19 protein-coding genes are annotated in these 12,074 nt (G+C 31.3%); 16 read left to right on the forward strand and 3 right to left on the reverse strand.

The genetic code is table 11. From position 1 onward, the window contains the following. The first annotated feature begins 28 nt into the window (after positions 1-28). The 9 genes from C6Y06_RS18330 to C6Y06_RS18360 all read left to right on the forward strand — a co-directional run bounded on the left by C6Y06_RS18330 (position 29) and on the right by C6Y06_RS18360 (position 6,067). Positions 29-1,891 (forward strand): LPD29 domain-containing protein, encoded by a 1,863-nt coding sequence (locus tag C6Y06_RS18330; RefSeq protein ID WP_106037410.1) that lies wholly within the window; start codon positions 29-31, stop codon positions 1,889-1,891. 54 nt (positions 1,892-1,945) lie between these two features. Further along, entirely contained in the window at positions 1,946-3,553 is a 1,608-nt protein-coding gene (locus C6Y06_RS18335; RefSeq protein ID WP_106037411.1) for a DUF4942 domain-containing protein, read from the forward strand. Between the two features lie 122 nt (positions 3,554-3,675). Next, the gene (locus C6Y06_RS18340; RefSeq protein ID WP_056704517.1) at positions 3,676-3,909 is read left to right on the forward strand and encodes a hypothetical protein; all 234 of its coding nucleotides are present in this window, start codon (positions 3,676-3,678) and stop codon (positions 3,907-3,909) included. Between the two features lie 30 nt (positions 3,910-3,939). Further along, positions 3,940-4,317 carry a hypothetical protein gene (locus C6Y06_RS18345; RefSeq protein ID WP_106037412.1) on the forward strand — a complete coding sequence of 126 codons (378 nt, stop codon included), beginning with the start codon at positions 3,940-3,942 and terminating at the stop codon, positions 4,315-4,317. Between the two features lie 158 nt (positions 4,318-4,475). After that, positions 4,476-4,706, forward strand: a complete 231-nt coding sequence (locus C6Y06_RS18350; protein ID WP_106037413.1) for a hypothetical protein — start codon at positions 4,476-4,478, stop codon at positions 4,704-4,706. Positions 4,707-4,755: 49 nt separating this feature from the next. After that, positions 4,756-5,319, forward strand: coding sequence for a helix-turn-helix domain-containing protein (locus tag C6Y06_RS18355; RefSeq protein WP_106037414.1), 564 nt, complete (start codon positions 4,756-4,758; stop codon positions 5,317-5,319). 36 nt (positions 5,320-5,355) lie between these two features. Beyond that, complete coding sequence (locus C6Y06_RS20140) at positions 5,356-5,526, forward strand: hypothetical protein (RefSeq protein WP_189288400.1); 171 nt, start codon at positions 5,356-5,358, stop codon at positions 5,524-5,526. A 173-nt stretch (positions 5,527-5,699) separates the two neighbouring features. Continuing rightward, on the forward strand, positions 5,700-5,858 hold the full coding sequence (locus tag C6Y06_RS20145) for a hypothetical protein (RefSeq protein WP_189288402.1): 159 nt from the start codon (positions 5,700-5,702) through the stop codon (positions 5,856-5,858). Between the two features lie 26 nt (positions 5,859-5,884). After that, positions 5,885-6,067 carry a hypothetical protein gene (locus C6Y06_RS18360; RefSeq protein ID WP_106037415.1) on the forward strand — a complete coding sequence of 61 codons (183 nt, stop codon included), beginning with the start codon at positions 5,885-5,887 and terminating at the stop codon, positions 6,065-6,067. A gap of 72 nt (positions 6,068-6,139) precedes the next feature. Here C6Y06_RS18360 and C6Y06_RS18365 read toward each other — a convergent pair whose 3' ends face one another. Both C6Y06_RS18365 and C6Y06_RS18370 read right to left on the reverse strand, forming a co-directional pair. Continuing rightward, entirely contained in the window at positions 6,140-6,463 is a 324-nt protein-coding gene (locus C6Y06_RS18365) for a hypothetical protein (protein WP_106037416.1), read from the reverse strand. A gap of 21 nt (positions 6,464-6,484) precedes the next feature. Further along, positions 6,485-7,030 carry a hypothetical protein gene (locus C6Y06_RS18370; RefSeq protein ID WP_106037417.1) on the reverse strand — a complete coding sequence of 182 codons (546 nt, stop codon included), beginning with the start codon at positions 7,028-7,030 and terminating at the stop codon, positions 6,485-6,487. 472 nt (positions 7,031-7,502) lie between these two features. On the opposite strand from C6Y06_RS18370, the gene C6Y06_RS18375 reads away from it, so the two are divergent. Continuing rightward, positions 7,503-8,129 (forward strand): hypothetical protein, encoded by a 627-nt coding sequence (locus C6Y06_RS18375; protein WP_106037418.1) that lies wholly within the window; start codon positions 7,503-7,505, stop codon positions 8,127-8,129. Positions 8,130-8,266: 137 nt separating this feature from the next. Here the strand turns inward: C6Y06_RS18375 and C6Y06_RS20150 are convergent, their stop codons facing one another. Further along, entirely contained in the window at positions 8,267-8,431 is a 165-nt protein-coding gene (locus C6Y06_RS20150; RefSeq protein WP_189288404.1) for a DUF8096 family protein, read from the reverse strand. Between the two features lie 151 nt (positions 8,432-8,582). Between C6Y06_RS20150 and C6Y06_RS18380 the strand changes: the two genes are divergently transcribed. The 6 genes from C6Y06_RS18380 to C6Y06_RS18400 all read left to right on the forward strand — a co-directional run bounded on the left by C6Y06_RS18380 (position 8,583) and on the right by C6Y06_RS18400 (position 12,029). Next, complete coding sequence (locus C6Y06_RS18380) at positions 8,583-9,740, forward strand: AimR family lysis-lysogeny pheromone receptor (protein ID WP_106037419.1); 1,158 nt, start codon at positions 8,583-8,585, stop codon at positions 9,738-9,740. A gap of 28 nt (positions 9,741-9,768) precedes the next feature. Then, positions 9,769-9,894, forward strand: coding sequence for a hypothetical protein (locus tag C6Y06_RS20475; RefSeq protein WP_254966001.1), 126 nt, complete (start codon positions 9,769-9,771; stop codon positions 9,892-9,894). Positions 9,895-10,185: 291 nt separating this feature from the next. Next, positions 10,186-10,371: a hypothetical protein gene (locus C6Y06_RS18385; RefSeq protein ID WP_024428225.1), complete on the forward strand. Its 186-nt coding sequence runs from the start codon at positions 10,186-10,188 to the stop codon at positions 10,369-10,371. Positions 10,372-10,383: 12 nt separating this feature from the next. Further along, positions 10,384-10,692, forward strand: coding sequence for a hypothetical protein (locus tag C6Y06_RS18390; protein ID WP_106037420.1), 309 nt, complete (start codon positions 10,384-10,386; stop codon positions 10,690-10,692). A gap of 58 nt (positions 10,693-10,750) precedes the next feature. Then, on the forward strand, positions 10,751-10,933 hold the full coding sequence (locus C6Y06_RS18395; protein ID WP_106037421.1) for a helix-turn-helix domain-containing protein: 183 nt from the start codon (positions 10,751-10,753) through the stop codon (positions 10,931-10,933). Between the two features lie 13 nt (positions 10,934-10,946). Then, entirely contained in the window at positions 10,947-12,029 is a 1,083-nt protein-coding gene (locus C6Y06_RS18400; protein WP_106037422.1) for a tyrosine-type recombinase/integrase, read from the forward strand. Positions 12,030-12,074 lie beyond the last annotated feature (45 nt).

Raw genomic sequence — 12,074 nt, forward strand, 5'->3', positions numbered from 1 at the left:
CCAACAAACCAAAAGGGAGAGATTGAAAATGACAGCAGTTTTAAAAATTAATAAAGAATTGAATGGAATCGAATTATACTTTGATAGTGAGCCAGGAAATGACACATTGACACATTTAAAATCTAACGGTTTTCGATACTCTGGCTTTAAAAAATGTTGGTGGAGTAAACGTACTAATGAATCTTTAAGTGTCGCTAACGATATCACTAAAAATAAAATTACATATATTGAAACGAAGAATCATACCGAAAAAGAGAAAAAGAATGACTTTAACCTCTGGAATGCTATACAGTGGGAACCATTTGAAGTTAATAAAGAACAAGATGTGAAATTGATTTCTAAAGAAATTAAAAAACACCTTACAAAACGTTTCCCAGGCTTCAAGTTCTCTGTGAGAACAGGCGGAAATCATATGTACAACAGTATTAATATAGAAATCAAGAAAACACCATATGAGAAAAAGAGCGTTTATCTTTCTGCGATTCGTGATTACTGTGAAACTGTGTTAAATCATTACCGTAATTGCTATAGTGCTGCGGATCCTTATACTGATTATGCTGGAAGTTATAATTTTTACGGTAATGTGTCAATTGATTGGGAGTACAAACAAACTGAGCTTACCGAAGACATAAAAACTGATTGTGAAATGTATGACCTAAAATCTGAAGAAAAAGCAAATGAGGAAAAAATAAAGAAAGATGCTGAATTTAAACAATACCTCGAAGAAGAAGAAAGAAGAAAAAAAGAATACCAAAGAATGCAGCTTGATGAGTCTGAAAAGGCAGAAGAAATAAATTCATCTGTTGAAATTAAAGAGCTTAGTGAAGAAAATCAATATTACGTGATGAATTCAAAATTTGCGAAATTAAACAAGAATAATTCAATAACAGAATATAAAACTGAAGTTGAAAAAGGCGATTATTCTAAAGAAGATGTAAAAATCACTAAAGAAATTCACTTTAATAAAGCTAATGTTTATGAAAATTTCGAAAATATGTTAATGACTAACTTTGAATTCTTAAACGAAACGGGCGGCAGTTTCACCGAAGATAAAAGGATCAATTCTTATTTAGATTATGACATGATGGACGAATTTGAGAAAAGAACAGTTGAGTGGTTTAGAAAAGGCGTAGCGGTTTATTTTGATGGTGAATTGAAGTTTATTGTGGATGCTCAAGGTCATTCTTATGCGAGATATGTGGGATTAGTTGAGGGCTGTGAAATCAAAAAGACTGTTGAGCAACAACAAACTTTGAAAGAAGACGATTTAAAGGAACTTATCACTCAAGCTAATACAATAGAAGATATTTCAACATCTATCATTGAAGAGTTAGACTTGAATAAAACATGGAAAAATGAAGGATGGAAAGCTTACAAAAATGCGTTGAAAAAAGAAATGTTGTTGGCCAATATTGATCTTTCAAAGAACATTATTCAACAAATTGACATACCAGAACTTAAGCAAAATCTTTATAAGTTGTTGATGGAAGTAGAAGGAATCCAAGAACAATTTGAACAAGCCCTTTTGAAAAAAGGTGAAAAATACACACTTTGTTATATATCTGATTTAGGGTTGTTTATTACACAACAAATCACATTCGATTCTTTTGAGTCAACTAAATATGCTCAGTATGAAAATGCTGTGAAACTTGTCTTTAAGCCTCAGAACAAAAGAAAATTGTACTACACCCATTTTTATTCCGATCTATTAATTTTTAAAGGGTGGCGTGAACTTCCTGAAAATGTTTTGAATAATGTTAAAGAATCTAAAGGCTTCTTAACTATTTCCAGCAAGTATCATTCTTGTGATAAGCAACAGTTTGATGAGGTATTGAATTACTTCAAAAAACAAGATATAGAACCTATTATAAACACATATCGAACAAATTAAATTTAAAAGGGAACGTATATTTCAAAACTTGCGTTCCCTTATAAAGGAGAAATTATGTTTAAAGAGAATCCAGATTTTTATCCCACTCCAGCAAGTTTAATAAACAAAATGAATAAAAAAATAGTTTGGAAGAATATCAAATCAGTATTAGAGCCTTCAGCGGGTTCAGGTAATTTGGTGGAAGCAATTCATAAACAATTTGATTACACAAAGGCTTACAGACGTGATTCAAAATATGATATCGATGTAATTGAACATGATGAGAACTTGCGCCATGTATTAAAAGGTAAAGATTTCAGAGTTATATCTGACGATTTTATGTCTTTTAATACATATAAGAAATACGACCTTATATTTATGAATCCTCCTTTCAGTGCTGGAGACAAACATTTATTGAAAGCTATTGATTTAATTGAGTCACAGAAAAGATCAGGGCAGATTGTTTGTTTATTAAACGCTGAAACACTGAAAAATCCTTTTTCTAATGACAGAAAACATCTTGTAAGAAGGTTGACTGATCTTGATGCAGATGTTGAGTTTTTAGATGATGCCTTTGTTAGTTCTGAAAGAAAGACAAGTGTAGAGACAGCTTTAGTTTATATAAAAATTGATAACGGTGAATATAACAGTGTTCTTTTAGATGAATTGCAAAAGGATGAAAGTCACAAACTTTCAAATGACTATAAATCAACTCAATTAATTGATTCTGATTACATAAGGGGTATTGTTGAGCAATTTAACTACGAGATAAAAGCAGGGCTCAAACTAATAAAAGAATACAACAGCATGAAGCCATTAATTTTACATAGTTTTAAAGAAAATTCTGCCCCTATATTAAATCTGGAATTAGATTCTTCTAGAAATAATTATGAAGAAGATATTGAAAACGCCTTTGTGAAGCGGGTTAGGCAAAAGTATTGGAATACACTGTTTAATAATGCTGAATTCATGAGTCTTTTTACAAGCAATCTAAAGCAAAAATATTTGCAGCATGTCGAAGAGTTAAAGGATTATGATTTCTCTTTATTCAACATATACACGTTAAGGATACAAATGAGTAAAGAAATGATTCAGGGAGTCGAAGAAACCATTTTAAATTTGTTTGAAGAGTTCAGCCATAAACACTATTATGATAAAACATCAAAAAATGTTCACTTATATAACGGATGGAAAACAAACAAGTCATATAAAATAAATAAAAAAGTTGTAATCCCACTCAATGGCTATGGTACGTGGGACGGCAAATATGATCCAACTTACTATACAGTTATGGATAAACTCAAAGATATCGAAAAAGTGTTCAACTACCTAGACAATGGCCTTACTGATGATGTTAATATTGATGAAGTTCTAAAACTGTCTAAACACTATGGAGAAACGAAAAAAATTGATTTGAAGTATTTTTATTTAACGTTTTACAAAAAAGGCACATGTCATATTGAATTTAAAAATGATGAGATTTTAAAGAAATTCAATATTTTCGGAAGTCAGAAAAAAGGGTGGCTGCCACCATCATACGGTAATACAGAGTATACTGAAATGAACAAAGAGGAAAGAGCGGTTATCAATGAATTCGAAGGTGAGAGAGAATATAGCAAGACAATGAAAAACAAAGGTTATTATATGTTAGATACATCAAAGGTTTTAATGCTAGGAAATTAAAGTACAAATAACACATATTTTTTATTGACTAAAATACAAATAACATATACAATATAGTTATAAGATACAACGGAAACGGTTAATAAAAATTCTATCGTTTTAAAAAAGGGGATGTAAAAATTATGGAGCAAGTAATTAAAAGAATTTTAGATGCAGATGTTGATGGTTTAAAAGGAACGGTAAAATACTCAATAAATGAAATGTATGATGTAATTGACGAGGAAGGAGTCGGCGAAATCAATTTTAGACTTATTGATGAGTTCACAATGACATTTAAAGAGATTGGTGAAGAAGAAGAGCGGCAAGGGCATAGTATGAAAGAAGAAATATACAAAGCATATGGAATAGTCGAATAAAATTCTAATTTTATACAGGAGGTTAAGGTGATGTTGAAGTTTGTATATAGAAATTTTAAAAATCCAATTAATCCATTTGAAGAATCAATAAGAGAACACTTCAAAAAATCGTGCGGAATAACACTGTATGGCTTAGCTTCAAAAGATAAGGCTCATTCTCTAGTAAGTAAATTCCCAAAATACACAAAGGTAAAGCCAACTTCATGTACAAGTAATAAATCATTTGATGAGGAATACGGCATATACTCTGAAAAACTAAATAGAAACGGTTATGATACTCATATAACATATGGAATCGACTTTTCAATGTCGCCTATTAATAATGTTACAGGTGATTTTAATGAAGCAGGTCAAAAGAGGTTAAATAAATTTATTGATGTTTTAAAAAGAGAAGGTTATATATCTTGATAAAATGTTGATTTTACAGAAAGGAGTGAGTGATATCTTAAATAGAGTGTGGCAGTTGCCACCGACTAAAAGTAAAAAGGCAGATCACAATTGGATTCATCCAAAATCAAAGTACCATGCATACACAGGTAGTCATGATAAATCTATGTGTGGTGAACATGATCGAAGTGAAAATTTTCTTGAAACAGGTTTGGATGAAAAGAATATTATTAAGTCTCCGCACATTGCATGTAAAAAGTGTTTTGAATTGGCTAGTGAACAAACGAGGTGTAAAAGACGGTAAAATCTTGGATGCTGACCCGACTAATGTTGATAATTATTTTGAACCTGTTTATTGCTATAAATGTGCTGAAATGGTGGCAGAACCTATGAATACTAGGAGTGATTAAATAAAATGTTTCTTTTAATTAGACATAGATTTAAAAAGGGGAGGGCTTTATGATTACGATTGAAACTTTACTTAGGTCTCCATATTTCAGAGTGTTTTTCAAATCATATCGAAAGGAAATGGGAGTCAACGCTAGAGATCTATCCAGAGAATTAGGCAAGGGGGATGCCTATATAAGCCAAATAGAAAGTGGTCGAATTAAGAACGTTGATGAAGTAACTGCACGTCAGCTTTTAAATAAAATTGGGACATCTCAAGAAGACATTGATGAGATTGTGTATTTTTATTTCCATACGGAGTCTAACCGTTGTCAAGAATCATTAAAAAGGAAAACAGGCTTTTCAATTTCAGAAAGAAAATATCAAAATACAAAGGAACGTTTAGAAAGAGAAAAAGACATTTTTAAAAAATTAGAGTTGATTAATTTTGTTGTAAAAAAACTTATAAGTGATGACATTGAAGCTTCTGAAAAGTTAATAGATGAATTATACACATGTTCAGTTGATATTGGCTTACCTGTAATACGAAGAGAGCATGAAGAGCTTAATAAAGTAATGGAATTATTAAAAACTGATAATATAAGAGAATTAAATTCGATAAAACATGAGTTTTAAACAAATAAATAACACATATTTGAAAGGTGATAAATAATGTGGGTTGTTAGGTTAAATGGCGGTTACTTTAAAAAAGGTTATATCAATATTGCTGGATTAAACTTAGATCCATCCACACCATTGAAAAAAGATGCTAGGAAGTTTAAGAGCATGAAACAAGCCTATTTTTTCTCTTATAAAATGAATGGTAAAGTCGAGAAAGCATAATAAAAATCCATAGAGGAGTGTGCTATGTATGAAAGTGATCCAGGAGCGGTTATTAAAACGGCGGGATGATTTAATCAGTGTTGCTGTATTTAGCCTATTGGCCATTATGCTGCTTTGTGCATTTGTTTATTCAAGTTAATTTATAAATTACATATACATAAGAGGTGGATTGTGTGAGGGATTTAATTAGGAAAGAACTGAAAAAACCGTATATGCACAAAATGTTTAAAAGCTGGGCGGATCAAGAGCAAATTTTAGATGAACTTGAAGAAGGGTATGTAGGTTTTAAAGGCAGCGTAGAGGAATATTTAAACAACAAATTAAATTACTGAGCTCTACATAAAAAGGGGTATGGACTGTGCCAATTGGAAAACAATTAAAACAAAAATTAGCTAACACAAATGCTTTTGAGAAGAAACATAATGAATTCTTAAAAGGAATTAAAGAATTTAATAATAATAAAGAACTCCAAAATGAATATAAACGTGTGCAGGGTGCTACAAAAGAATTGATTAAAGATGGGGAACAGAAAGTTAAATAAAATGATGTTTTTAATAAGAAAGAGGAGCATATATAAAGCTCCCCTTTTCACACAATTTACTTACGAAGGCCATTAATTGAATTTCTTTTTTAATCCATCCATCATATCTGCAGCATAAAAAGATTGTAAGAGTTCATCTACATTGATTTTTTTATCCTTCTTGCTTAGAAATTGATTGATGATCTTTTCATATTCATTTCTAGTATTTCCTTCAATATTTGAAAGGTTTAATTCTTCACCAAAGTGTCTAATAAACGCTGTCCTTGTTATGTCATAGGCCTTTTTGTTTTCTTCTTCACAGGTGCAAAATGCCCCTGAGAGAGTGATAAGGAATTGAACATCTTCATCGTCTAAACCATTGGCTTTTTGGAACTGAATAAATTGATTTTGTGACATATATAGTCACCATCCTTTTATCTAAAGTATGAGTAAATCAGCAGTGAGAACAATGTATTCAACAACAAGTCCGATTGTATCAGCTACACCCGAATCTATATGTTTTTTAAGTTCTGCAGAAACAACTTTTCGAGCCCTACCAGCTGCATTTTTTGGAGTATCAATAATTTTTTCTAATTCTTTAATGATCTTGTTAGCATTTTTGACAGTACCATTTACAGCTTCTTTTCCAAAACGTTGCTGTAAAACCCATTTTGCCCAGTCGTTATTTACTAAGCCTTTAATTACTTTGATTGCTGCCTTAATAGCTGCACCCTTAGGGCCATTTGTAGTAGCAAGTGGATCATTGTTAGCATTTTCAATAGCTTTAAATGCTTGAAGCAATGCTTCTTGTTTTTCTAAAGGTACATCTCTTAAAGCAAGTTGTTTCTGAAGCTCAGTAGGATTGATAGTTACTACCAAATCTTCTTTCTGTTCAATCTTGTCTGCTGCATGTGTAGCTGTAGTTGGAATAAATACTGCTGCTGATATGAGAACTAGCAACATCTTAACAAAAAACTTTTTCATTGGAATACTTCCTTTCTAATCATTTTTCAATAGTGAGGATATCACAAAATGAAATAATTTTTACATAAATTAGAAGAAACAGTATTTAATTCACACGCTCTTTGTCATTGTTTCATTCAATGTATTACTAATTTCCCACATCTAAAAAGGGGGATATTTACACACAAAAGCAACTTTAAACCTAACTCTAGGAGTTGCTTCTTCTAATTTTTTAAAAGTATTATCTTAAAATAAAGCTTAGAAACTTAGGCTGTTTTATGAGGTGTAAAATTGAATTTTAGGAATCCGAAGAGGAAAATAACAGAAAATATTGGTGAGTATCGACCAGCTATATGCTAAAATAGCACTTATATAGAGCGGTGTAGCAATGCGTATAAATACAATTATTTTGGGTGGAGTATTTATAGAAGATTAAAGGAGAGACAAAAGTTATTAAAATAAAATCATTCTTTTATACGAAAGGTTTGATGATATGAGGTACACTCTATACCGTAATGCAGTTGATTCACTAGCAGCTACTTATGTTTCATTAGAAAAAGGAAATGAATTGGCTGGTGGTGAAGGTGCTGAGCATCATATTAAGGATGCCATTCTTTCTATTAATCACGCAACAGAATTACTATTTAAATATTTACTAAAAGAACAAAATGAGTATCTTATTTTTAAAGACTTGGACGCATATATGAAAGCAAAGAAAAAGATGACCGATGAAAACAAAGACAATATCTTTGAAGCTTCTCCAAATATACAGACCGTCGGATATAGCGAATCGATTGATAGGTTGGAGTTGCTTTGTGAAATGAAAATTCCTGATGAATTAAAAAAAGAGACTAAATATTTAAATAACAAAAGAAATCAAATTATGCACTATGAAATACACATGTCTCTGCAAGAAACTGAAAAATTAATTAAAAGAATAGCTAAATGCTGCGAGTTATTAGAAAATTTCTTCTCAAATCACAAAGAGTTTTTCAAAGAATCGGTTGGCATAGCAAGAGCCGAATTCACTAAAGATGATCTATTTGGAGATTTAAATGTAGAAGTAGAAGATAGCAATAATAATTCTCCTGAAGATGTTCACCCTGGCAAAACAGAGTAGATGAAATTAAATAAAAGAAGTATTTCATTTAGAAGGTGATTGCAAATGATTGTTGAAGCAATTAAAGTAGGAGGCTAATAGGGGGGGGGTGAATTAATGGCTGATATTCGTCCAGGAGGATAAGAGTGGAGGAGGGATTAAACCCTCTTTTTCATTCCACATTTGGCGCATTTACGAATAAATTCCCCTTTGGATATTGTAGACTTGAATTGTGCAGTATCGCAATTGTCACAGCGGCCACTATTTTTATCAGGATATTCTCGTATGTCGTAAATCTTATCAAGATCAATTTCTTTCAACATGATTTAATTTCTCCTCAGATCCAGTATTTAAGTGTTTATTATAGTATATGATCAAGCAAAATTAAACTCCTTATAATAAACAACAAATAACAAATATTTAGTTGACAATGAATTGAAATTATAGTAAATTTATTGTAGGGAGTGGGGTTATATGAATCTTAAAACATACATAAAAAATAAATGTGAAGATGATTCTTCTTTGGCTATGAAACTAGCTAAGATAGCGGGCTATTCGGATAGAACTGGCCTTTACAAATTTTTAAATAGCTCTAACAAAGAGATGGATGACTTGAGCAATCTTATAAATTTAGTTAGAGAAGTTGATCAAGAAAGAGAAATTGAAATAATTAGCACCTATATCACAACACTCGACCCTAACAAGTCAGCTGCTAGACAAGCTGTAGAATATTTAGATGCTAATCAACTTGGCGAAGAAACAGATGAACTTGTTGCTAAATTATGCAGCGCCAGCAACGCATTAAGCAAAGAGTGGGGGAATGTATATCGGATACATAGAATGCTCACAAAAGGTGAAATTGATTTAACTTCTGCTATCAAAGAAACTGGTACTATAAAAATCAAGAGTGAAGAAATGTTTGTATTTGCAAGGATGATGACATTATATGAATATCTAAACTCAGGTGAGTTTGGTCTGATGAAAAGTACATCAGCATATATTGATCTTTCTAATTTAAAGAAGGGGTATGTTAAAGACTCTTTTAGTTCAAGGTATTTGCTGCTTATGGCCAACGTATTTTTAAACGACAACAATTTAAAGCCTCTCAGAGACTACTGTGAACAGATTATAACCGAAGATGTTAAGGTGAATCGATTTCAAGTGTTTGCTCATCTTACCTGCGGTAATTCTTATGTATTTGATGATTATAAGAAAGCAAAAACATATTATATCAACGGGTTGAAATTCGCAAAAAATAGCTTCCATAAATATAAACTTACATCGGCTTTGGCATTCTTAGAAAACATTTGGGGAGTAAAAGAAAATAAATACCTCGAACAGGAACCGAAAAATGATTCTGATTTTATAGAACTTGCACATCACTTTATGCTTAATGATCAGACAGATAAAATGATGGATGTGTTTAATAAATTAGACTCAACTACTATGCATGACAATGATTTAGGGTTCCTCTATTATGTTAAAGGCATATTCTATAAAGACAAAGGGTGTTTCTTGAAATCAGTTAAACATTTCAAGAAATCAGATGATAAATATTTTGTTAAACTGCCTTTAATTAAATTAAAAAATATGGGCGTAGAAAATGAAATTTTAGAACTTTTAGCTATTTGAGTTTTAAGCTTGAAAGGAGGTGAGGTATATGAAGAAATTAGTTATGGCTTTAGTTTTAGTTGCAGCAGTAGCAGGCGTATTCTCTGGTACACAGCAATCAATTGCTATGGATGCTGAAAAAGTGTCAACATCATCTGCTTCTAGAGGAGCTTAGTAATCGTTTGTAGTCAAGGGATAGAAATATCCCCTTTTTCTTGAAATTTTAAGAATGACAATATATAATCTAATGAATAATAGTTGTACATAATATGACGTATAACCCTTTAGGGGTTTGCGTCATTTTGTATTTTTAAGACAATATGCCAATTTTTCCGAAATTGAATAATGATCTTACAAAAGCACATTGAAAATGTGCTATTTGTCGTGAAAAAAGCTTTACATATAAGTTTTTATCCATTAAACTATAAATAAGACATACGGAAATATGTAATTTAGGAGGAGAATTATGTTAGCTGCTAGAAAAGACAATGTTATAAATTTCAATAAAACTGTTTATGCTCGTAAGATAGATAAATTCGGGGGAGAATGGTTTAATCACCAAGAAAACAAAAATAACATAGATAAAGAAATCAAAAAAGAACAAATTAGAAGATCGATGATTTCAGGATATTTGAAATTATTGAATAGTTAGGAGGTAAGGCCAGTGATTGCATCACCAGAAAAAAGCTGTGCGGACATTGAGTATCAATACGAAATAATCAACAGCTTAAAAGAAGAACTTGTATATTTACGCAGCCTAAGTTTATCAATTAATTCACCAGTTGATCTATATAAGGTTAAACAAGCTGTATTTGAGTATTTAAAACAAATAGATGAGTTTTCTTTTAATCAAACCGTATTGACAAACACTTACACTGGAGATCTTCTCGCAGCCTATATGAAAAGAATGGAATTCATTAAGGAGCTTCGCAAATCTGTTGAGTATGAATTTGAATATTTTATCACTACATAAGATTAACATCAATGGCCAGGTCATCTAAGATACATAAGCATTCGAAGGAGATGTGCCAGTGCCTAATAACTTATTAAATATTATAGAACAATCGAACAAAACTATAGATAGTGTAGCTGCTGAATCAGGTATTTCAGTGAAAAGACTAGAACAAATTATATCTAATCCTGAAGGGGCTAGGTTAATTGAAATGGCAAAAATAGCGATTGTTCTTAATTCAACGATTGAAGAATTAATGTGAAGGAGGGAGAAAAATGAATTCTAAAGCAATTCCACTAAAGGAATACACGGTGTATAACGATATTATGACATATCTAAAAAAGATTGATGATGAAGGATCGGTAGGAAATATTGATGTTTTTTCTAAAACAAAGCGGAGACATAAATTGTTTGAGACAAATACAGCAGTTAATTATTATGGTGATATTAAACAATTCTTTGGCTTTCTTAAACCCACTATTGGAATAGAGTTTTTAACTTCCGAAGATATTGAAATCACCTCAATTGACTTAATCAATTTTAGGAAACATCTGAAAGAAGAAGGTTTAGCTAATACAACAATCAACCGTAAAATGATATCAGTTAAAGGCTTATACAAGTTTCTTAAGACTGTTAGTACTTATTCTTCTTTAATTGATTTAAGTCAATTTGGATCAACAAAAAAGCTAAAAGAAATATCTAAGAGTTACGGTAAAACAACCCAAACTGAAGCAGAGAGAATTGCTGAAAACATGCTATTAGAGCGGGAGAATGGCTTAAAAAAGAAGCTGCTAACCAAATTTCTAATTCGTACTTCTTTTAGGATTGAGTATGCACTTACTGTTAGATGGATGGATATCAAGAAAGTTGATGGTGAATTGTATAAAGTTGAAGCGTTGAACAAGGGTTCGTATGTAGTTTCAACTGGCCTTCATGAAAATTTTTTGAATGATCTGCAACAATTAAAAAACCAAAATTGCATGGAGAATGATTTAGTGTTTGGTGGATTGACATCAAGATCTTACAGAGAATCGTTCAATAGAGCTTTGGATAGATTAGGTATACCTGCATCAAGAAACCTTAAACCTCACTCTTTAAAGGGAGTTGGGATTGATATAGCTTATGAAGAGTCTGGCAAAGATATACGAGTTGCTATGAATCAAGGGAATCATAAAGATCCTAAGACTCCATTGAGATATTTAACTAAAAATGACAACATCGAAAACTCTGCGGGTATATTGATGGATAAAGAAGTGGATTTTACATTGATTGAAAGTGCCACAAAAGAGGATTTTGTCAATTTTTTTCGTAAAGCAGATAGGGGAACTATGCAAAAGTTCCTAGAATTTGTGAGGTAAGTTTACATTTAGATTAATTTTATGACTATAAATTGATTTAATATA

This window comes from Bacillus sp. MZGC1 (assembly GCF_002998605.1).
Classification (GTDB): Bacteria; Bacillota; Bacilli; order Bacillales; family Bacillaceae; genus Bacillus.